At 39.8% G+C, this 22415-nt stretch carries 19 protein-coding genes; 9 read left to right on the plus strand and 10 right to left on the minus strand.

Annotated features, from left to right (window positions below):
• Positions 1-76: 76 nt before the first annotated feature.
• Positions 77-481, plus strand: a complete 405-nt coding sequence (locus ATS72_RS18025) for a hypothetical protein (RefSeq protein WP_058429875.1) — start codon at positions 77-79, stop codon at positions 479-481.
• Between the two features lie 17 nt (positions 482-498).
• On the opposite strand, the gene ATS72_RS18030 is transcribed toward ATS72_RS18025, so the two are convergent.
• From ATS72_RS18030 to ATS72_RS18040, 3 genes are read right to left on the minus strand one after another with little or no spacing between them, the layout of a single operon-like run.
• Positions 499-1287: a LytR/AlgR family response regulator transcription factor gene (locus ATS72_RS18030; RefSeq protein ID WP_058429874.1), complete on the minus strand. Its 789-nt coding sequence runs from the start codon at positions 1285-1287 to the stop codon at positions 499-501.
• Entirely contained in the window at positions 1284-2324 is a 1041-nt protein-coding gene (locus ATS72_RS18035; protein WP_010556810.1) for a sensor histidine kinase, read from the minus strand. Before ATS72_RS18035 ends, ATS72_RS18030 begins: the two co-directional genes overlap by 4 nt.
• A 27-nt stretch (positions 2325-2351) precedes the next feature.
• A complete protein-coding gene (locus ATS72_RS18040) occupies positions 2352-4205 on the minus strand; it encodes a CIA30 family protein (protein WP_058429873.1) in 1854 nt (617 codons plus the stop codon).
• Between the two features lie 599 nt (positions 4206-4804).
• On the opposite strand from ATS72_RS18040, the gene ATS72_RS18045 reads away from it, so the two are divergent.
• The 5 genes from ATS72_RS18045 (at position 4805) to ATS72_RS18065 (ending at position 8519) form a co-directional block, all read left to right on the plus strand.
• On the plus strand, positions 4805-5176 hold the full coding sequence (locus ATS72_RS18045) for a DUF4288 domain-containing protein (protein WP_033019169.1): 372 nt from the start codon (positions 4805-4807) through the stop codon (positions 5174-5176).
• A gap of 133 nt (positions 5177-5309) precedes the next feature.
• The gene (locus ATS72_RS18050; protein WP_058429871.1) at positions 5310-5693 is read left to right on the plus strand and encodes a hypothetical protein; all 384 of its coding nucleotides are present in this window, start codon (positions 5310-5312) and stop codon (positions 5691-5693) included.
• A 73-nt stretch (positions 5694-5766) separates the two neighbouring features.
• Positions 5767-5976: a hypothetical protein gene (locus ATS72_RS18055; protein WP_004586969.1), complete on the plus strand. Its 210-nt coding sequence runs from the start codon at positions 5767-5769 to the stop codon at positions 5974-5976.
• Positions 5977-6093: 117 nt separating this feature from the next.
• Positions 6094-7503 (plus strand): serine hydrolase domain-containing protein, encoded by a 1410-nt coding sequence (locus tag ATS72_RS18060; RefSeq protein ID WP_058429870.1) that lies wholly within the window; start codon positions 6094-6096, stop codon positions 7501-7503.
• Positions 7504-8084: 581 nt separating this feature from the next.
• Complete coding sequence (locus tag ATS72_RS18065; RefSeq protein ID WP_008129698.1) at positions 8085-8519, plus strand: potassium channel family protein; 435 nt, start codon at positions 8085-8087, stop codon at positions 8517-8519.
• Between the two features lie 131 nt (positions 8520-8650).
• Here the strand turns inward: ATS72_RS18065 and ATS72_RS18070 are convergent, their stop codons facing one another.
• The gene (locus ATS72_RS18070) at positions 8651-10234 is read right to left on the minus strand and encodes a tetratricopeptide repeat-containing sulfotransferase family protein (protein WP_058429869.1); all 1584 of its coding nucleotides are present in this window, start codon (positions 10232-10234) and stop codon (positions 8651-8653) included.
• 91 nt (positions 10235-10325) lie between these two features.
• Positions 10326-12740 (minus strand): TonB-dependent receptor, encoded by a 2415-nt coding sequence (locus ATS72_RS18075; RefSeq protein WP_058429868.1) that lies wholly within the window; start codon positions 12738-12740, stop codon positions 10326-10328.
• A 468-nt stretch (positions 12741-13208) separates the two neighbouring features.
• On the opposite strand from ATS72_RS18075, the gene ATS72_RS18080 reads away from it, so the two are divergent.
• Positions 13209-14303: an NADH:flavin oxidoreductase/NADH oxidase gene (locus ATS72_RS18080; RefSeq protein ID WP_058429867.1), complete on the plus strand. Its 1095-nt coding sequence runs from the start codon at positions 13209-13211 to the stop codon at positions 14301-14303.
• 53 nt (positions 14304-14356) lie between these two features.
• Entirely contained in the window at positions 14357-15559 is a 1203-nt protein-coding gene (locus ATS72_RS18085; protein WP_058429866.1) for an MFS transporter, read from the plus strand.
• Between the two features lie 37 nt (positions 15560-15596).
• On the opposite strand, the gene ATS72_RS18090 is transcribed toward ATS72_RS18085, so the two are convergent.
• The 4 genes from ATS72_RS18090 to ATS72_RS18105 form a co-directional block, all read right to left on the minus strand.
• Positions 15597-16454, minus strand: a complete 858-nt coding sequence (locus ATS72_RS18090; protein ID WP_058429865.1) for an EamA family transporter — start codon at positions 16452-16454, stop codon at positions 15597-15599.
• 206 nt (positions 16455-16660) lie between these two features.
• Complete coding sequence (locus tag ATS72_RS18095; RefSeq protein WP_006791608.1) at positions 16661-17404, minus strand: FadR/GntR family transcriptional regulator; 744 nt, start codon at positions 17402-17404, stop codon at positions 16661-16663.
• Positions 17405-17874: 470 nt separating this feature from the next.
• Positions 17875-18870, minus strand: a complete 996-nt coding sequence (locus ATS72_RS18100; protein WP_058429864.1) for a Gfo/Idh/MocA family protein — start codon at positions 18868-18870, stop codon at positions 17875-17877.
• A 2-nt stretch (positions 18871-18872) separates the two neighbouring features.
• Positions 18873-19904, minus strand: coding sequence for an AraC family transcriptional regulator (locus tag ATS72_RS18105; protein ID WP_058429863.1), 1032 nt, complete (start codon positions 19902-19904; stop codon positions 18873-18875).
• A gap of 95 nt (positions 19905-19999) precedes the next feature.
• On the opposite strand from ATS72_RS18105, the gene ATS72_RS18110 reads away from it, so the two are divergent.
• Positions 20000-21604 (plus strand): GMC family oxidoreductase, encoded by a 1605-nt coding sequence (locus tag ATS72_RS18110; protein ID WP_058429862.1) that lies wholly within the window; start codon positions 20000-20002, stop codon positions 21602-21604.
• Here ATS72_RS18110 and ATS72_RS18115 read toward each other — a convergent pair.
• Positions 21601-22413: a class I SAM-dependent methyltransferase gene (locus tag ATS72_RS18115; RefSeq protein ID WP_058429861.1), complete on the minus strand. Its 813-nt coding sequence runs from the start codon at positions 22411-22413 to the stop codon at positions 21601-21603. The two genes, ATS72_RS18110 and ATS72_RS18115, sit on opposite strands and share 4 nt — an antisense overlap.
• Between the last annotated feature and the right edge of the window lie 2 nt (positions 22414-22415).

Genomic DNA, 22415 nt, shown 5'->3' on the forward strand with positions numbered 1-22415 from the left:
ATAGGTAAATGCTGAGAGTATGCTTAACTATGTAGACTATACAAACGTCAATAAACGCTCGAAGGGGGTTATTAATATGGTTAAAGCATGGATTTTAATGTTGATTTTACTGTCGTCTTCGGTATTGGCAAATACTGAGAACGTAATAAACGTAGACAGAGCCATACCTAATAGCTTGCATTTAGCATTTCCAAACGATGCTAACATTACGCCTAAAAAAGGCGACTTCAATGTTTTAAATTACATATTAATGAGTAATAACGAGGGTGAACGCTGGGCGGTAATAACACTCACTAATTTATCGACGGCCAATCGTGAGCTTAACGAAGACCACTTACTGGCTTTATTCGCTGATGGAACGCGACTACCTCCTCAACCTTTTAAGTTAAGTTTTAAGGGTAACGAAACGCAGTCGGTAACTGTCTCGTTTGCTGAATATAAATTTCCTATTTTAAGTGTTTACTCAAGTAATGATCAGTAGCTAACTTTAAAATAAGCCTAAATATGCAGTAATTGTTTTAGCTTATCGGCACCGGCTCTGCTGGTGCTTAGCTCCGATTTTACATCGTCGTTTACAATCACCATCAATTTGCCGTTAAACCAGCGCTGTATTTCTTTTATATGGTCAATATTAACCAAATAACTGCGATGAATACGCACAAAGTTGTGCGCGGCTAGGGCGTGTTCAAGCTGATCGAGCGTGTCGCTCAAATGATTAAACGTTTCTCCATTCCACGCTAAGCTATTTCCTTGCTCTGATTTAATAAATTTAATATCGCTTGGGGAAAGTAAAAATATGCGCTCGCCACTTTTACTAACCAGTTTGTTTAATGAACTTTCTGTAAGTGTAAAAGCGGGTTCACCTGCGCAGCTAGTTACATGAGTGTGCGCTCGTTGTTGCTCTAATTGCTGCTGCGCTTTGGCTAACGCTTTTTTTAATCGTGCAATTGGAAAAGGTTTGAGTAAATAGTCAGTTGAGGCGTGCTCAAATGCTTCAATCGCAAATTGGTCGTACGCGGTGGTGTAAATAATAATGGGTTGGTAGTTAAGTAAATCAATAAGTTCAAGGCCATTAATTTCAGGCATTTGAATATCAAGCAATACCACATCAGGAGTCAGCTCATTAATTAATGCAATGGCCTCTTTGCCATTTGTGGCTATGCCTACCACGTCAACATGCTCCATTAAGCTTAATTGATGGTTTAATTTTTCGCGAGCAGGAAGCTCGTCATCGGCAAACAGTATGCGCATTTTAGTCGTTTTATTTGGCAGGTTTATATTGTTCATAACGCTAGCTCCAGCGTAACAACAGCACCATTATCATTACTGAGCAATACTTTACTTTGTCCAAGTTGATTAACGCGTAGCATAATGTTTTTCATCCCTATACCTTTTCCGTAGCCACATTTTAATACATCGTCAGTAAAGCCTTTTCCGTTGTCGCTTATCACAATTTTTACCCCGTTAGACATTTCACTCAGGGTAATATTAAGTGTAAGTGAGGTTTGTTTAGCATTGTGCTTAATTGCATTTTCAATAATAGGTTGAATAAGTAGCGGTGGTAGCGTTTTGTTTTTAAGGGTATTAGGAATGTGGTAATTAACCTTAAGCTTATCGCCAAAGCGTGCTTTTTCAATATTTAGGTACTTTTCTATTATGGTAAGCTCTTGCTGTAAAGGTATTTGCTGTTGCTCTGCGGTATCAAGCGAGTACCTTAAAATATCAGCCAGTTCATGCAGTACTTCATCGGCTAAATCGGGTTTTGTGTGTATGTAAGCGGAAATTGTATTTAAGCTATTAAACATAAAGTGAGGGTTTAGCTGGTATCGCAATGTAGCAAGTTGGGCTTGTTTAAGCGCATGTTTTTCGGCAGTTACGCGTTTTTTGCTTTCAATAAAAATACTGGTAAGGTAAATACACGAGCCCCAAAGTAAGCCGTTAAATACAACAAATATCCCCATTGATTTATGCCCATCAAAAAGCAGTGTCAGTAATACATCGGTAAGCACATTACCGAGGGCCATAAATACAACGGCAATTAACCATTCAAGTGCTGTTTTATTAATGTGCTTATTGCGCAGGTAAAAAATAACCGCTGCCGCACTCCATACCGGAACCCAATAAAAAGTAATAAACCACACGGTTGCGGCGAGTGCACTGCCGCCTGTTAAGGGCGCAGAGTTAGCAATTATCAGCCCAAGGGCATAAGCAATATCAACAATAAGTAGAATAAAAAAGCTGTATTTGTAAAAAGGATGTTTGAGCATAATAGGTGCTTCTTTTTGTAAGTGATTAAACCATAACAAAAAACAGTCAAAACCCAAAGAGTTTGTGTTTTGACTGTTACTTATTTAAAAGTAAGTTAGCTCTTTGATTTGTAGTGTATTTTTTAACGGCTCGTTGCTTGCGCCTGGCATTTTACGCCACATTAAGTTAACCCCTGTTAATTCTGTTGCCGACCACGTAACGGGGCTACCAAACCCAAACTGTTTAAATGTAGTGAAAGGTATATCAAGCGTGGTCCACTCATCGCGTGGTTTTAAAAGTACACTAAAGTGATCCCAATCTTTTACATCACTATGATAAACAGACATAGCAAAAGGTGTAGTTGAGCCTTTATAGGTTAAGCGAATACCTTTAAATGTTGAGGCATCAGCCGGTGACGAAAACTTAATTTCAGCGCCCGCCCATGCACCAAAGCTGGTAGGCTTTGTAATGGTTGTATCAATAGTTAAGCTATTTTTATGCGTGGTAAGCGTTGCAACAGACTGCCCACCCATTACCGAATCGCTCATAGCTTGCCATGGTGTATCACCGGTAAAATCATCAATAGTATGCTGTGCTTGGCTGCTTTTAACTTCTTCATTGCAGGTAGGGCCTTGTGGTGTAATGGCCTTGTTTTGAGCAATAAGCGCTGAGCGGTCTACTTTTAAACCTGTTTTATACACCTGTGAGATAGTGTGAATATGATTTATATCACTAAGTGGGTTTTGTTTAAGCAGTACAAAACTTGCCTCAAAACCTTTAGTAAGTTTGCCAATGCTCCCGGCTTTATTAATCGCTTTTGCGCCGTTAACCGTTGCTGCGTTAATTATTTCACCATTAGTTAGGCCTGCTTTTTTAAGCGCATCTAACTCGTTGTGTAACCCTGTACCGTGCAGCGTGTAGGGGTTTCCGGCATCAGAGCCTGTGCCAATAGCAATATTAGCTTTATGTAGCTTTTGTATATTTGCATAAGCGGTTTTACGCTCATCCCACGCGTGCTCTTTCCACTTTGAAGGTGCAGGCACCTTTTCAAACAAACACCCTTGAAGCTTTTCAGGAATGGTTTTTAGTAACTCGCTTTGTGAGCTAATAGTGTGGTTATGCTTTTCATCGCTATGATTGTGATACACCGCAAGGGTAGGTATGTAGGTTACATCATGCTGTTTCATTAGCGTAATAAATTCATCGTCAATCGCTTCGCTATTAATACCGTGCGCTAAAGCCGTTGCACCGGCTTTGATAGCACGTTTACCATCATTTAGTGTAGAAACATGCACAAAATACGGTAAATTAGCGGCTTTAGAGCGCTTACCTAGCTCAGCCAGTTGGCTATCAGTTAACGATTTACCTACACCGCCAAAGGTTTCAATAACCGCTTTAGTTACATGTGGATTAGTGCTTATATGTTTTTGCCACAGCGCTGCTATGTCTTCATCTTTTGCAATTTCGTATGCTTGACCACCAAACTGCGTGCCATGCCCGCCAGGGTTGGTAAACAAAGTACCCGCATAAAAAAGGTTAGGGGTTAGTTGGGCTGCTTTTAATTGCGCAGCTTCGTTTAGGGTTTGCTCAAACGAAAACAAATCAACAATATTAGTTACGCCTAAATACAAATTAGAATTAAAGTGCGATTTAACCGGCAAATACTGAAACTCAGTAAAGTTACTACCCGATGAACCCAAATGTACATGTAAATCAATTAAACCAGGTATTGCATATTGGTTGTTAGCATCAATAGTTTTATCGGCGTTTTGTAGTGGGTCAGTCGCTTTAGTAATGCTTACAATTTTGCCCTCATCAATATACAGCGAACTTGGCGCAGAAAAGCTTTGTGAACTACTTTGGTACAAACGAATGTTATCGACTCGCAGGTCAATGGCGTGAGCACTAAAGTGGCTTGCTAAACTCAGTGCTATAACTGTTTTTGTAATAATGTTCATGACTGTATTCCTTATCAAAAAAATAGGTGTTTGGCGTTTTGTTGATAAGAAAGTTAGCGACTTTTATAACCTGCTTCATTAATGTTTATCTGAATCGACATTATTGGCAGTTGAACCGACACAAAAGTAAATAAGCGTTGTGGTGGGACGGTTCAGGTTCACTAAATTAAGTGCTTTGAATGAGCGATAGGTTTTATTAACGGGGGGCCTATTTTAAGGCAAAGCTATAAAATTTGATCATGTTTGAATGGTTATTAAGGGCTGCAATGAGCGAGAAATAGTTAGTCAAAAGTCTCAATGTCTGAAGTCAAGATTTGACCCTCGGCTTTGAAGGCGGTTATGAGCTGTGAGAACCGGTCATTGAGATTAGCTAAATATCGTCGTTAATTGATTCGTTAAACTGCTCTTTGCGCATATATTCATGAAAATGAGCGCTGCGCGCATATTGATTCGCTTAACTTTATCTAAAAAATTTAGAATACTTAGAGATAGTAATACCTTAGGTTATTTGTTAAAACTATATAAAGTAGATAATTGAGCGTGGCGTCAGTAGAAATATGCGCGGTGAGCGCACTATTAAATTGTTAAGTGCAAAAACTATGACACAACATACATCACCAGTTGGATGGTACGTAGGTTCATATATGTTGAGGTTTTTCGAGCTTGAGGACTCAGCAAAAGATGATCCAGAAAAGAGATTTCTTTCCTGGGAGAATACTGTGCTTGTACGAGCGGATTCAAAATCGGAAGCATATGAGAAGGTCGAGAAAATTGGTCGAGAGCATGACTATCCGTACAAAGGTGGCCCCGAAGGTGTTGATGTGAAATGGGAGTTCATTGGTGTTACACAGGTTCTAGCGATTTACGAAGAAATTGGAGATGGGGGCGAAATTCTATGGTCGGAATCTACCCGTAAACTCAAGAATCTAAAATCAAATATTCTTAGTAAAAGTCAATGTTTGGAAGGGTAACACTTAACAAATTGCTCCAGTTGACGTATCGGTCTACGCTCCTTTTTGTGCATTCGCGGTGCTCCTTTTCGCACAAAAATCCACTACAACCGCTGCGCAACTGAGCAAGGCGTTATATTTCAAGGAGCAATTGATGCTCAAATACTTTTTTGGACTTCTAATTTCACTATCATTTGGCGCCCAAGCAGGGTGTAGTATTTCAGATGAAATGATAGAAATGTATAACGCCAAGTACACAGAGCAAATATCAATAGATGTAAAACTATCTGGGCATAACTACACAGTGTTGATTTCAGCCCCAAAAGCACTTAACTCTGAGCCGTTTCAAGGTTTCCACTTAGTCGCTGACAGTTTTAACGAACCAACGTTTGCGGCAGCCCTAGAAAGTTTTGAAGAAGGAAGTGAATTTAAAACTTGGTTTGACATCGACGCAGGCTTAGTTCGAAAACACTTGATAGTCGTTACATTCGGTGAGGATTGTGGCTTTGATGTCACCAAGGAAGTCTTTTACCAATGAAATATAACAAACAAATTATGGCACTCGCTGGCGTCCCATATTTGGAAGTTATGTGTACAAGGACAATTGAGCATTGGAAAACACTCCAGAATATCCTATTTGCATCGTTTATGAGGACGAAACAGAAAATGTTGTGTTAGCTAACGCAATGGAGGTTATGACTCACCTCGAATGGTTTGACTCTGATGATCCTGAATCTTGTGCTCAAGTAACAGATGCAAAAAATAAAGCTGTTAGCCTTAAAGTTGAAGCTCTGGAAATTATAGAGCTAAAGTACACATAACAAGGCAAATTAAAAAGGGCGGACAAAAACCAGTTGGCTTTGTTCGTGCCTCACAAACTATAGCCAACTAATTTTTGCCGTTTATTTGCGGCGTTATGACAGAAAGGATTCCGCCAAATGGTTCAAAATTTAGTTTTAATCTTTCTTTTATTCTTTGCCAGTTATTCACTGGCTTTGGACAGTGAGGATATAAAGCAAGATAAATCTGTTAGTCTCGCAACGATTGCAGACAGCATCGCCATGCAATACCAGCAGATGGGCTGGTTTTCCGGCGCATTACTGATAACTAAAGATAATGAGGTGGAGTTTGCGTCATCTTATGGCTTTCAGAATGTCGAAGAAAAAATAAAGAACAGCATTCAAAGTCGCTTTAATCTTGGCTCAATCATGAAAGACTTTACCAAGGTCTTGATCTTGCAACAGGTTGAGGCTGGCAAATTAAAGTTAAGTGATAAACTAGTTAGCTTCGAGTTGGGGTTCAAACAACCTGATGCTGATAAAATCACGATTGAGCACCTACTAAATCATAGTGCAGGCTTTGCTGATATCTTTGTGGCCGAATATCGTCAGAATCAACTTGCATTTGATACTCTAAACAAGAAAATAAAGATATTGATAAATAACCCCCTTTTATATACACCTGGAACTGATCGAAAATATTCAAATTATGGGTATGTGGTATTAGGAGTGATTCTTGAGAAAGTAACTGGAAAGCCTTTCGAAGAACTACTCAAAAACAATATCTTTAATCGGGTTGAGATGTTTTCAACGACCTTCAGGCCGGTTAATTCTCATGAATATCAGTCAGTCCGATATACATTCCAGTACAATGGCAATTTGAGAAAGGTCGGTATTAATGAACACCCTAGTCCCGATGGCGGCATTGAATCGACCGTTGTGGATGTGCAACGATTTTATCGAGCGTTATTCTATAGTAATAAGTTATTAAAAAATTCAGACGCGATTAATCGCCACCTATTTGCAATGGACGGCTCCCATTGGGGCGCATATGGAGGTGGTCAGGGCGTCAGTGCAGCCGCGGAAGTAGATTTGGACACTAGCTATGAAATAGTTGTTCTGGCAAACACTGATCACTTAGTTGCCGAACGCATTTCTGGTCGAATACACTCTTACATCAAAAATGGTGAGTATCAACCAATTAGACAATTGGAAAAAAACTTTGCCTTTAAGTACTATCAATCAAAAGGAAAACAACAATTCTATAAACACTTCAAACAGGTTTATAAAGACAATGGTTACAGTCGATTCATCGGCAGAACAATTAATGAAGTAGGAATGGAACTACTTAGTACAAAATCATGGACCGAAGCATTTGATATTTTCGAATATTTAGTTTCATTGTTTCCCAATGCACCGCAGGCCTACGACAGTTTGGCATTCGCCTATTTATCGAAAGGAGATAGCGAGGCTGCGAAAAGTACTTTTAGCAAATCTTTAACTATTGATGGTAGTTTTAAAAGTGATTACGTGAGTGATAATTACGGTCATAACAATATGCTCAAGTAATGACAGGCTATCGCCAGCCGCTTAGCTTTGCGTTATGTGCCATGAGTAACAGAAAGTTTAGACTCCTGTTTAGAGTCTTACTTATGCTTCTAGTCATTTCAGGAAGTAAGCGGGGTCAAATTTTGACTTCAGACATTAAAGCCTTCGATGTCTGCTCATGGCACTTTGCAGATTAAACCTAATCTATCGAGTTAAATGAAAATTTAACGGAATATGAGTCAGGTGAGTTAAAGCAAGTACAGGCATAACTATCTGTAGTGTTATTAAATTGATGATTTACGCCAAACATTTTTGTTATTGCTTTCCCGGTGATTGCTTAGCGGTTTAGTGTGAAGTGGTACAGTGATGTTTACGGTTACTGCATTTCCTTTTGGTTTTAAGTGTTTATTTCTGTTTTTATTTACCTAAATATTGTCTTACTTAGGTTTTGGCTGAGTTTTAGCACGGTAGTAATAGCAATAATAAACGGTTAGATAACGGTAGTAAAAATACTTTATTATAGTGAATGTAGGTTCCTACCCTGTTGTGAATTTTATGTATAATGTTACTTAAAATATAAGGATTTAAGCAGTGGGATCAAAATGCTAATACAGCTTATTATTGGAACATTTGTTATTTGTGGCACGGTGCTAATACAAGCAATGTTTATTGGTGTTTTGTCTAAAGCGCTGGCTAATATTAACGATTGGTTACTAAATGGCTCAAAAACTCTAAAGATGATTTTAGTCGTCACGGCAATGGTAATTTGGTTGGTAGGAGGCTTAACGGCGAGTGCGTGGTTATGGGCTGCTATATTTTTAATTTTTGATGTTTTTAGCGAATTAGAGCCCGCACTTTATTTTTCGGTTGTTACCTTTACAACACTTGGTTATGGCGACGTTGTGTTGGGCACTCAATGGAGGCTGCTTGGCAGTTTAACGGCTGTTAATGGGTTAATAATTGTAGGGCTTAATACGGCTTTTTTAATGGAAGCTATTTCTCAAATAAGAAAAGTTCAATCTAAAAAGCCAAGTTAAATGCTCTCTATTGCAATATATAAAAGCTCTCTAGTGAAAGCTGGGAAGTTTATTGTGTTATGAATATATAAACCTAAGCTTTAACTTTGGCTTATAAATTCACTTTTACTAAAGCAATGCATAATTAATGGCTATTGCAACGTAATTCCTTGCTCTAATAGGTAATTTTGAGCCTCGTCAGTATGAGGTTTAAATGCCTTCCAACGCCCAATGGCTTTGTTGTTTAGCGGTTGGCGTACTTGCACTTTACTGGCAGTAGATACCGGTGCGGTGTTTAAGTGAAAGTCTATACACTGTGCTTGCCACTCTAAATCACAAAAGCTGACTAACTCTTTTATTTGCTGCTCGGGCTGTGCGACTAATTCTTCGTATTTCACAATTTTTATATTGCTGTGCACGGTGCTGAAGTGCTGTATGAGTTTATAAAAACGGCTATAAAATTTAGCAGTGTCGAGTAGGTCTAGCGAATACGTGTAGTAAGGGTTGTTAATAGTAAATAGTTGGCGGTAGTTACCAATACAGGTGTCCATTGGGTCGCGCAGCATGCAAATAATTTTAGCGTTTGGCAGTGCTTTAGTGATTAAGTCGATATAAAAAAAGTTAAACGGGAGTTTATCTATAAAATGTTTATGGCTACCGGTAGTAACGCGGGTGGCGTTTAAATATGTTGAGCCAAGCTGATTAAAATCAAGCTCATACGCTTTAGTGAGTGTTTGTATATCGAGCACGTTAGGTGTGGGTGTGTTGCTTAACCTTTTTACACTTAGGCCGAAGTCTTGTAGTTCACCAGCCGATTGCACGTCGCTATGGCTCGATAATATTCTCTCAACTAATGTGGTGCCAGAGCGGGGCATACCTAGTACAAAAATAGGCTCAGCAGTGGGATTACCCCCCGTTTGTGGAGCTTTGTGCTTAGCACTGAGTTGTTTTATATGTTCAAACAACGCATTTGACGACGCGTTATCAAACGGGGTAAGCGCATGCTTTGCTGCTTTACCTTGTTGTAACGCGGTAAAGGCGTCAGAAAATGCCCCAATATCTTGGTATTCTTTTGCCAGTGCATGACCTATGTGTAATTTAGCATCAGGGTGTGAAACCTGCTCAAACACTTGCTTTAACCGTGTAATATTATTTTTTTGCTTTGTTACTTTAGTTAAATCACTGAGTGCAAAGTGGCTTTGGTGATGAAGCGGATTAATAGCAATGGCATGTTCAAAAGCGGTGTGTGCTTTGTCAAATAGGCCCAAAAACTTGGCGCTTACTGCAAAGTTGTAATAAAACTGGGGTTGAGGTTGTTGTTTGGCATTGGCTAATGTGAGTGCACATTCAAAATAATGTAAAGCGTGTTCGTGTAGGCCTGCTTGCGTAAGTGCAACGCCTAGAGTATCGGCGTCGAGTGCTTTATTTATTTGTGTAATAGGCACCGACAGCGCTACATTTTTTGCTTTTTTTAAGTCACCGGTAAGCGCATAACATTTTGCCAGTTGAGCAGTATATTCAATGCTAGAGCCAAGCGTTAAGGCTTTTTCGATTAGCTTGATGGCTTTAAAAATTTGCCCTACTTGCAAGTTAACCATTGCCAGTAAAAAATAGCCGTCGGCAAAGTCAGGTTTATGCGAAACCAGTTCAACTAAGCTTTTGTGGGCAAGTTGTACTTTGCCTTCGTTTAAATATTTAATGGCGCTTTGATGGAGTTGTTTTAAATTTGGCTGCATTTTTTATTTGTATTGTTTAGTTACGCGTTAATAAAGAAAAAAGGCCCAAATAAATTTGAGCCTTTTGATTGTACTTAAACTTAACAGTTAATTATATTTCAAACTTATAATTAAATTTAATGCCTACCGTTAATGGACGGTTGATAAAGTAACCATAGTTACGTTGTATATCAGTTCTATTTGCCGAGGTAATATCGGCATCTGAACGGCGAACAGACGTAACGGCGTATTTATTAAATACGTTGTCTACGTAAACGGTCGCTGACCACTCATCGGCGGTTAATTTAGCCGAAATATTGCTTAAGCTATAACCTGGTAATGTTTCACCGTTATCGCGTAAACCAACACGAGAAATTACATCGCTTTGTGCGGTAATACCGTAGTTAATATCAAGCGTTTTGTCGTTAAACACATCGGTTTGATAGTTTACACCCATTGAAAACTGGTGCTCAGACGAGCCTGGTAAACGGTCGCCATCTTCTGCGCCATCTGTGCCATCTGAATTAAATAAGAATGGTGCGTCTGATGTTAACTCTGCTTTTGTGTATGCATATGTAGAATACACAGAGAATGAGTCAGATAAAATTGCACGCGACGATATTTCAATACCTTTCGCATTGGCTGAACCGGCATTAGACAAGTACGGTAGTTGGCCTACCTCGGTTGCACCCGCAACTTGTGCATCGTCCCAATCTATATTAAATAATGCAGCGTTAAAGTGTAAACGGCTTCTTAACCATGTGCTTTTAAAACCAAGCTCGTAGTTAGTTGTTGTATCTGCATCGTAAAGCATTTCACTTGGGTTACCACAACCCGCTTGGTTAGCTGGTAATGGATCAGGACAAGGTGCTAAACCATTTGAACCACCAATCCTGAAGCCTTCACTTATTGTTGCGTAACCCATTACTGAATTAGTAAATTGATACTTGGCGTTAAACTTAAATAGGCTGCCGTTGTCGCTTGCTTCATTTTGTTCAAAGTTAAGTGTTACGTCGTCTGGGCCTGCGCCGCCGAATAAGGTATTAAATAATGGAAAATCGACCGCTGACTCAGATTCTACATCGTATTTGTAAAAACGAGCGCCTACAGTAATATCGAGTTTGTCGGTAACTTGGTAGCCAATTTCACCAAATAAAGCCGATTCTGTTATTTCAACGCGGTCAATTGAGTAGTACTCAAGTTGATCTGGACGAGATTGATCTGCGCCAAAATTTTCTACTGCAAAGTCGCCAAAGCCTGGCGTGTATTCTTGGCTAGACGCATCGCTTTCAATTTTGTTGTAAAAGCCACCTACAATCCAGTTAATGTCACTGTCGTTTTGTGATACTAAACGAATTTCTTGTGTGAACGTGTCTTGTTCTTCAATTTCACGTGTGAACGATGAAAACGCAGGAAATTCTTCGTAGCCGTAATCAAGGCGAATAAGTAAATCGGTTTGGTCACGTTGGCCGTCTGCATCAAAATTTGAAATACCTGTTGCCGATACTAATTCAGCAAAACCTAGGTCTGCTTTTAACTCTAAGCTTAGTAGTTGGTTTTCTTTTTCACGCGGTTCTTCGTAGCGATAACCTGACTCGTATTCACCAATTAAATCGCTAAGACCGTTATCGGCGCTTAATGTATTGTAATGAACAATTGAACGACCTTCGCTGTCTTGGTTTTGGTAAAAGTAGTTAAGTGTACCTTCAAATGTTTCGCTTGGTTTAAAGCGAACAGAAATACGCCCTGTAGTGGTTGATTCACCGTTGGCGTCTTCTACATTTTTAAGGTTGTTGTTAACTGCTGCGCTGTCGGTCCAATCTGGGTCAGGTAACGATACGCCCGGCTCACGCACTACGTAACCATAGTCAATAAAACCTGGGTCTTCGTAAATGTTTAAACTAGCACGAACGGCAAGTGTGTCTTCAATTAATGGTAAGTTAAATATGAATCCACCTTCACCGCCAATAGAGTCGCTTTCTTGTGTTTGCGATACATTGCCGAATACTTCAAGTGATGTGAAATCAAGCTCAGGCTCTTTAAGCATGTAACGAATAGCACCACCTAATGTACCTGCACCGTACAGCGTACCTTGTGGCCCAATAAGAACCTCTACGCGCTCTACGTCGACTAGGCGCATATCAATGGCGACTGGGATCTCGTTAATGTAAGTTGCAACCGTGCCACCGTCTGATGATGGACCTGAAGAGTTTGTGTTTAAACCACGTACAATAATAGGTGAACCAGAACGACCACCTTGATCGGTAATTGTTAAACCAGGTACCCAACGTGCTACATCGGCGAGCTCGCTGATGTTTTGGTCTTTCATTATGTCGGCATCAAGCGCTGTAATGTTAAGCGGTGCGTTTTGCACTGAGCCGCTACGTCGTGTTGCTGTTACTTCAATAACTTCAAGTGATTTGTCTTTTGCGGCTTCTTGCTCTTGGGCAAACGCAGTATTTGGAAGTAAAAAAGCGCTAGATAGGGCGCCCGACATAGCCAAGGTTAACAAGCTTGGTTTAAACATAAAAATGATCCCTAGTTCAAAGATTTAACATAAGTAAAGTACAGTGAATATGATATCAGTCACAATCGAATCAGGGAATGTGTAAATTGAATTAAAATTCACTTTTTTAGAATAAAAAAGGGTTAGATGAGTGTGGTTTGTTGGGTTTGTTAAATTTATCACCCATTTATTATTAGCTTTACCCGTGCAAGGTACAATTAATGTACGGTTTTAATTTTTGTGAATATTTGAATGACTATTCATGATTTTTTGTATGCTTGGATTTTGGTGGTGTTAATTTTTTGTAAGTTTATTTGGCTGGACAGGGAGCCATTTATTTTTTAGTAAGTTGTAGCGGTTTAAAAAAAGTTTTACCTCCCCATAACCTACTTTTAAATAAAGGTTTTTATATGACTAAATGGGCGAATGTGTTTATTAGTTCGTACATTTAATTTTTAATTTTTAATTCGTATGCATCAAGGATCTGTTATGAGCCAGCTTTTTTCACCGTTATCTTTGGGTAAGCTCAGTTTACCTAACCGCATTATTATTGCACCTATGTGCCAATATTCAGCTATTAATGGTGAGGCAACTGATTGGCATACTATTCATTTAGGTCAACTGAGTTTAAGTGGAGCCGGTTTACTTATTATGGAAGCGACGGCGGTAAGCCCTGAGGGGCGAATAAGCTATGGTGATTTAGGTCTGTGGAATAATGAAACCCAAAAAGCATTAGGTAAAACTTTAAACACGGTTAGGCAATATAGTGACATGCCTATAGGTATTCAGCTTGCGCATGCAGGGCGTAAAGCGTCAACCGGTAAACCTTGGGACGACGTAGGTGCTATTTCACCTAGCGATAAAAATGGTTGGCAAACTATTGCGCCATCGGCACAGGCTTACGATGAGCACTCGTTTGAACCTGTTGAAATGAGTAAAGCAGATATTGGCCAATTAATTGCGGACTTTGCAAGCGCTGCTAAACGCGCCGACGAGCTAGGCCTTGATCTGATCGAATTACATGGTGCTCATGGGTATTTGTTGCATCAGTTTTTATCACCTTTGAGTAATAAGCGTGACGATGAATATGGAGGCAGTTTACAAAACCGTATGCGCATTGTAATGGAGGTATTTAAAGCTGTTCGCGCAGAGTTTAACAGTAACAAACCCGTGGGTATTCGAATCTCAGCGACTGACTGGGTTGAAGATGGTTGGGATTTAGAGCAATCAATAGTGCTTGCTAAAGCGCTTGATGAGCTTGGTTGTGATTTTATTCATGTAAGTACTGCGGGTTTAAGCCCTTTACAGCAAATACCTGTTGAGCCTTGCTTTCAGGTGCCTTTTGCTACTGCAATAAAACAGGCCGTTAATATGCCGGTTATTGCGGTAGGTTTAATTACCGAAGCGCAACAAGCAGAAAATATTTTAAGCGAGCACAAAGCGGATGCAGTGGCTTTAGCTAGAGGTATTTTATATAACCCACATTGGCCATGGCATGCAGCAGCTGAATTGGGTGCAACAGTTAACGCACCTAAGCAATATTTACGTTCAGGCCCGCACGGAAAGCCTTCGCCCATAAAGTGACCTAATAAAACCTCAGTTTTTTGAGGTTTTATTTAATTAATTTTGAGAATGCCATGTCTAATTTAAGCGCAGACCCTGTGCAGATCAGCCATACTCTTGTAAGCGTTATTGCACTATGTTGCGGCTTAATTGTTGCCAACATTTACTATGCACAACCTATTATAGAATTGTTAGCTCCGGATGTGGGTTTAAGTGCACACAGTGCCAGCTTTATTGTGTCTTTAACTCAAATTGGCTATGCCATTGGGTTATTTTTTTTAGTGCCGTTAGCCGACTTAGTTGAAAATAAACGGTTAATGTTAATTACTCTGTGTATTACATTTTTTAGCCTAATTGGGCTGGGGGTTGTTCAAACTCCAAATACAATGCTGTTTTTGTGTTTGCTAGTGGGGGCAAGCTCGGTATCGGTGCAGGTACTTATTCCGTTGGCGGCGCATTTATCGTCAGACGAAAAGCGGGGGCAAGTTTTAGGTAATATTATGGCGGGGCTGTTGTTGGGTATTTTGCTAGCAAGACCTGTAGCCAGCATAATTGCTGATCATTTTGGCTGGCGTGCCGTATTCTTTTTTGCCGCGGGATGCATGCTATTTATTGCTTTAGTTATTTACTTTGCTATACCCACAAGGTTGCCAACGCATAAAACACGTTACTTTGCTTTATTACGATCGTTAAAATCGCTGGTAATAAGTCAACCTGTGCTTCGTCAACGTGCTTTTTATCAAGGGCTAATGTTTGCGTCATTTAGCTTGTTTTGGACGACAGTGCCTGTTGTGCTTGCCAGAGAATATGGTTTTTCGCAAACTCAAATAGCATTGTTTGCTTTAGTAGGCGCAGCCGGTGCTGTTGCAGCGCCTATTGTTGGGCGTTTAGCTGACAAAGGCTATACCTACGAAATGTCGTTATTAGCCAAAGTGATTGCATTATTGTGTTTTTTACCCAGCCTATTTGATTTACCAAGCGGCATTATCATATTGGCGCTAACCGGTGTTTTAATTGATTTTGCAGTGCAAGCCAATATGGTACTTGGTCAGCGGGTAATCTATTCGCTAGAGCCACAAAGTCGTGCTCGGCTTAACGCCATTTACATGACCAGTATATTTTTGGGCGGTGCAGTTGGGTCATTAATTGCTAGCTCATTATATGAGTTTGGGGGGTGGGGAAGTATAGCTTTAGTTGCGGCTGCAATGCCGCTTATTGCGTTAATAGGGTTTGTATATTCTGCTAAAAAAGAAAAACAAAAAGCACATATAGCTTAACAAAAAAGCCATCGTGGTTGATGGCTTTTGGTTTAGGCTACTTTTTTGATTCGCCAGAGAAGGAGCTTCCTGCCGAGGCTATAATTACTAATAAGATGGCTAACCACTGCCAGAGTGTGAGTAGCTCCCCTAAAATAAGAAAGGCAGCAAGTGATGCAATGGCAGGTTCAAGGCTCATCATTATGCTAAAGCCTTGAGAAGGCATATTACGCAGTGCCACCATTTCAAGCGTATAAGGTAACGCACTTGATAAAACTGCAATACCAATCCCCAGAGGAATAACTTCCCATGTGAATGCGCTTGCTTGCATAATGCCTCCGTAGGGCACAAGCACAATGGCCGCAACGGTCATACCTAGGGCAACCGTTGCACCACCTGAGCTTTGCATTCCGGTTTTTTTACCAAACAATATATAGCCAGCCCAACATGCACCTGCTGCTAAAGCTAAAATAACACCAACAGGATCTAAGCTCTCTTCACCGCTCATATCTGGCAATAAAAGTAATATACCGGCAATGGCGCAGGCAACCCAAAATAAATCGCGTTTACGGCGAGAGCTAAATAAAGCAACGGCAAGGGGACCAGTAAACTCCAGTGCTACACCAATACCCAAGGGTATGCGCTCAATAGCGTAGTAAAACAGAATGTTCATTCCACCTAGGCTTAAACCATAAACCACAATAGCTAAGCGGTTTCCTCTAGTGGGTATATGTTTCCATGGTTTAAATACTAAACATAATATAAGTGCAGAAAAACCAAGCCTAAGCGCGGTCGTCCCTTCGGGGCCAACAATGGGGAATAGTTGCTTTGCAAACGACGCACCCGATTGAATGGTCATCATGGCAATTAATAAGCAAACAGTTGCTAATATGAAGTCTTTGGTACTTGATTGCATTGTTGTCCCTAATTTAAAGCACTGTTAATAGGGGTTAATAAATTTCCACTATTTAAGATGCAATGGCTATATTTTGTGGCGGGATAATATCTGCTTTTAGTACGATTGGTAAGTGTTTGCGATTAAAAAATAGGTGTGGCTGTACAGAGTAAGAGCTAATGAAGGGCAACAAACTAGCAAACAGGTGTTTGCTAGTTTGTTTAAACTTAGTGAGCGCTTTTATTAACGAGACCGTCCAAAGAGTAAAGACCGCGTTTTTCGTCATTTTTACGTTTTATTTCTTCAAGAGCACGCGCTTCTACAGCGTCAAACAATGCATTTATTAACCGGTTGAAGTGTTTATGCATGGCCGCACGGGCTGCACTTGCGTCATGTGCTTTTAGTGCCGTGTAAATAGCGGTGTGCTCATCCATCACACATTCGTTGTTATTAGTACAAACACTACTGTAATCGGCAACAATTTGTGGGTTTTTTAATCGTAAATCCCACAAGTTAGAAACAGCAAATTCAAGCGCTTTATTGCGTGTTGCTCTGGCAATTATTTCATGGAATTCTCGGTCTGCTTGCTCTACATAAAGCCCTTTTTCCATTACTATTAGCGTTTGATTTAGCTGCTCAAGTTCTTCTTCTGTAATGCTTTGAGCGGCAAGTGCTGCAATTTCGCCTTCGATGAGTGCGCGGGCCTGAGTTAATTCAAATGCGCTGATCTCTTTTGATTTTATAGAGGCATTTTTTTGTTCAACAACATAAACACCCGAACCGGTTTTAACTTCAACCCGTCCACGTACTTCTAATGCAATAATTGCTTCTCGAATTGTTGGGCGACTTACGTCAAACATTTCTGCAAGTTCACGCTCAGGAGGTAAACGACTCCCTGCAGTAAATTCGCCTTGATTTATTAAAGACTCTATTTTATCAACAATGCGCCAAAATAAGCGACGATTACCCATATTGTACCTTCATACCCTAAGGAATATTGACCATTTAGGTCTAAAAATTTATATCATTTATTAACCGACAAGGTTACCCCAAACCTCACTAATATGTCAAAATTCTAGCGCTATGATTTGGTTATAAAACAATATTGTTTGTTGGTTTAATTTGTGTAATACCAATTTAGTTTAAAATTAAACAATTGGCCAGCTTGATTGGTTGTGTTTTTGTGTGTTAGTTTTGATTTACGCCGTTAAAATGAGCAATGGCTGTTTTCTGATTAAGATTGAGTAATAGCTCTATTGTCAGTCAGTAATTGGTAAATACTTTAGGTCATTTTATCAAATTGATTGCCCACGGATGGGGATCGTTGTTGTAATGTGCGTAAGTAAAAGTGTGTAGTTAGTATAGTGATTTGCATTTCCCCATGGGCGTTAACTGTCGTTGGTTAACGCCCATATACAACTTACCCCAGTCAAGGGCTAAATTAATGTGTTTTATCGTTTGGATAAATCACACCTAATTGTTTACGAGCTTCGTCAAGTACATTCATAACATCTAATGACAACGCGAAGGTGTTTACATCAGATTCCCACTGTTTTTTTTCTATGAGTTGCATAAAGTGAGCAACTTCAAACTTCATAAAATGCTTATCAAATTGCTCAGATATAATTTCTGATTCGCCATTGTTAGCAATAAACTCTACTTTTTTGAGTTGCGATACGGCTTCAATACGCATTCTGCCTAGTTCACCTTGTATTTCTGTTATGTTGTCGCCTTGCGATATTTTTGAGTAGCTAATCACAGCTTGCTTATTTGAATAATTAAGCAGTACATCGCCTGCGCCATCAACACCGGTATCTAGTAATACGCCACTTGCATTTACACTATGCGGCGCGCCCCAAAGTGCAATTAACAAGTAAAGAGGGTATATACCTAAATCGACCAAAGCACCGTTGGCAAATTCAGGTAAAAAGGTGTTAGGGCGCTCCCCATTTTTGTACTTATCGTAACGAGATGAATATTGACTGTATTGACCTATGTACTTTCGAGGAGTGCCTATTCTGCTAAGTGCTTGCTTTAACAATGTGAAGTTAGGTAAATGGGTGGTCATCATTGCTTCCATGTATAAGCACTGGTTTTGCTTAGCGGTGGCAATGATTTCTTTTAGTTCTTGGCTATTGGCTGCAGACGGCTTTTCACCGAGTACATGTTTACCTGCGTTTAAACACCTAACCGCATACTGTTTGTGCAAGCTGTTGGGCGCGGCTATATAAACTGCGTCAACGCATTCGTCTTGGCAAACTTGTTCAATACTGGTAAACGTTTTTGCATGTGTATTTTGCGGGTGTTTTGCTAAAAATGCTTCGCCGCTTGAAAGCGCGCGAGAGCAAACCCCGTATAAATTAAAATCAGCGAGGGTATTAGCAGCGTCAAGTAATGTGTCGCTGATAAAATTAGTACCTACAATTACAAAGTTCATACTCATTCCTTAGAATTATGTTTATTTAAGTTTATCATTTTTTTAGCTCTGTATGCTCGCGGAGAATAACCAAACCAACGTTTTACACTGGCGCTAAGAGTTGCTTGTTCTTGATAACCTAATAGCTCTGAGATGGTTGAAATACTGTAATGGTTTTGCGCCAAATAGTGCGCAGCTAATGAGCGCCGGGTTGAGTCTTTTAGTTTTACAAAGCTTGTGTTGTGTTTATTTAACTCTCTGTGCAATGTTCTTGGGTGCATACCCAGCGCTGCTGCTATGGTTTCGTTTGTGCATTGATATATTGGCAACATGGGCCTAATTAACGCGCTTACTTGAGTTGGCAGGGATTGATTTTGCTGTTCGCTTTGAGCTAAAAACTGCAGCGCGGCAGGTACTTTATCGTACTGGGGTTGTGCAATTGATAATGCTAAATCTGTTTTTAAAATAACAATACCGGCACTATTTCTATTGTGCGTGACTTTGCAGCCAAAGTAAGTGTTATATGCGCGGGTATTAGCAAGTTGCTTTTGAGGTAAGAATACCGATTGTGGTTTACAGGTGTTATTACTTAATTTTTTTATTACTCCCATGGCGAGGCCGATAGTTAGTTCTAAAACCTGGGTTGTTTTAGGTAATGGGGTTAAGTTTATTTGAAATGATAAAAAGAGTGTTTTATCAGCCTCTAACGGATGAATAGTTAAGCTTAAAGCGGGAGTGTGTAGGTGCAAATATTTAATAACCCAATTGAGGGCGTCACCTAAATTAGTGCTACTTTTTGCTGCTATAGCAATAGGGCCAAGTATATCAAAGCTCTGCTTATTGGCTAGTTGCAGCCCAAAGCTTGGGCAGTTGAGCGTATGTGCACAATGCTCAAGGAGCTCGGCGTAAGTACTATAGGGCAAGTATTGTTGCTCTAAGTTATTAAAGCAAATGTTAAGGCCAAGCTGTGTCATTATTTGTGATATGTCAGCGCCTAAGCTCTTAACAAGCGAGTCTATCCCTTGTAGTGATGTGGCCTTAATAAAATTTTTCATGCATTACTCCAGCAACTTGGTGTCTAAAAATATCAAGTTTTGATGTGTTTTTCTATGCAGTATTAATAAGGTATTAATTTTTCATAAGGGCTCACATGCAGAGCACAACATTTGATTACATTGTTATAGGGGCAGGTAGTGCTGGGTGTGTTATTGCTTCGCGTTTATCTGAAGATAAAAATGTGAGTGTATGTTTAATTGAAGCCGGCGGGGGAGATAAAAGCGCTCTTGTTCAAATGCCAGCTGCAGTTGCTGCCAGCGTGCCTTATGGTATTAACAGTTGGCACTATAATACAGTACCCCAAAAAGCACTTAACAATCGGTGCGGTTTTATGCCAAGGGGTAAAGTGCTCGGTGGTTCAAGCTCAATCAATGCAATGGTTTATATTCGAGGTAATAAACACGATTATGATGAGTGGGAAAAGCAGGGGAACATTGGCTGGGATTATAAAAGCATGTTGCCCTATTTTATAAAAGCTGAAAACAACAGTGAATTTATAAATAACCCATTGCATGGAGTTGGTGGACCGCTTTATGTACAAGAGCTAAATACGCCAAGTTCTGTTAATCAGTATTTTTTAAATGCTTGCGCTGAACAAGGGGTACCGCTAAATGATGATATTAACGGTAAAGAACAAAGTGGTGCACGTTTGTCGCAGGTTACACAGCATAAAGGAGAACGTTGTAGTGCAGCGAAAGCGTATTTAACACCTAATTTAAATAGGGATAACCTAACCGTATTCACACATTGCCACGTTAAAAAAATAAATATAAAAAATAAAACTGCGCAAGGAGTGCAAATAACACGTAACAAACAGCAAATAGAGTTAACGGCTAATAAAGAGGTGATTTTGAGTGCGGGGGCTATTAATTCGCCGCAAATTTTAATGCTATCGGGGATTGGACCAAAAGAGCATTTAAAATTACATAATATTGATGTGAAGGTTGTGTTAGAAGGCGTTGGTGAAAATTTACAAGACCATCTAACAGTGGTTCCACTTTTTAAAGCCAATAATAGTGCCGGTACGTTTGGTATAAGCCCAAAAGGTGCGCTTCAAGTTACCAAAGGGGTTGCAGATTGGTTTAGTAAACGAAACGGATGTTTAACAAGTAACTTTGCGGAGTCTCATGCGTTTATTAAATTATTTAAAGATTCGCCGGCACCTGATGTTCAACTCGAATTTGTAATTGGGCTAGTAGACGATCATAGTCGCAAGTTGCATTATGGGCATGGGTACAGTATTCATAGCAGTATTATGCGACCTAAAAGTAGAGGGACTATCAAGCTTGCAAACAATGACCCCTATGCAGCACCACTGATTGATCCTAATTATTTAAGCCATCAAGATGACTTAAACATAATGTTGTTGGGTTTGAAAAAAACACTCGCAATAATGAATAGCCCAGCCTTTGATGAAATACGTGCAGATATGGTTTATCCACTCGATATAAATAATGATCAGCAGTTAATAGAGTTTATTCGTGAAACAGCTGACACTGAATATCATCCCGTTGGGACATGTAAAATGGGTAAGGACGAGATGTCGGTTGTTGACAGCAAGTTAAAAGTGCATGGCGTTAATAATTTACGTGTTGTTGACGCGTCGATAATGCCCACAATTGTCACAGGTAACACTAATGCCCCTGTTATAGCGATTGCAGAAAAAGCGGCTGACTTAATTAAGGCAGCCAATAGTTAGCTGTAAAAGGTGTTTAGCCAGTGTTGCCAATCAGATTCTAGGCGTAACATTTGTAAGTGCTTTTTAGCTTTAAGATGTTTTGCTTGGTCTTCTTCTGCGATGAACGGTCCAACTCGGCAAAGCGCGCAATGGTTTGATGTCAAGTAGCTGGGTTTGGTTAATTGTTTGGCTAGTTGGGGTTCTAAGGTGCTACTTTTTGGGCTAAATACATACGTGATCCCGCTTGTGTCTTTGACGTGTTTGTCACGGTCAACATTACGAATTTTATAGCCCGAAAAACGTGTTATATCAAATGGCATTTGGCCACAATATTTGCTGCTTAAACGTTCGTTTAAACTGCCTTCTATGTTCCATTCACGATAAGGTTTTACATCTTTAGAGGTTATAAAGCAAAGCATTGGGCCATTTGGGTTTAACGCAAACTCAGTGGCATATTTAATAAATTGATGTAATAGGGCTCTGTTTAAAACGTTCATACTTGATTTACGAGTGCTAGCTTCAAACGCCTCTTTACCTACAAATGCAGGAATAAGTGGGAACTGAAAAATGACTACATCAAAGTATTGGTTGTTACTTTTTAATGTTTGCCAACACGCTTTGCTCGTCACATCAAAATTATTAAGAACGTCAACACTGCATTCACGCAATTTTTTTAAAGCGTTATCAGGGTATTTTTGTTCTATGGTTTGTGCGCTATCGTAAGTTGAGGCGACTAACTTATTTGGTTTTACGTGCTCAAAAATCGCATGAGAAAACGATAAGTCGCCATCGCCAACAGTAAGTATTCGCCAATTAGGATTTAAGTACATAC

This window comes from Pseudoalteromonas sp. 13-15 (assembly GCF_001468205.2).
In the GTDB taxonomy this organism is placed as follows: Bacteria; Pseudomonadota; Gammaproteobacteria; order Enterobacterales; family Alteromonadaceae; genus Pseudoalteromonas; species Pseudoalteromonas marina.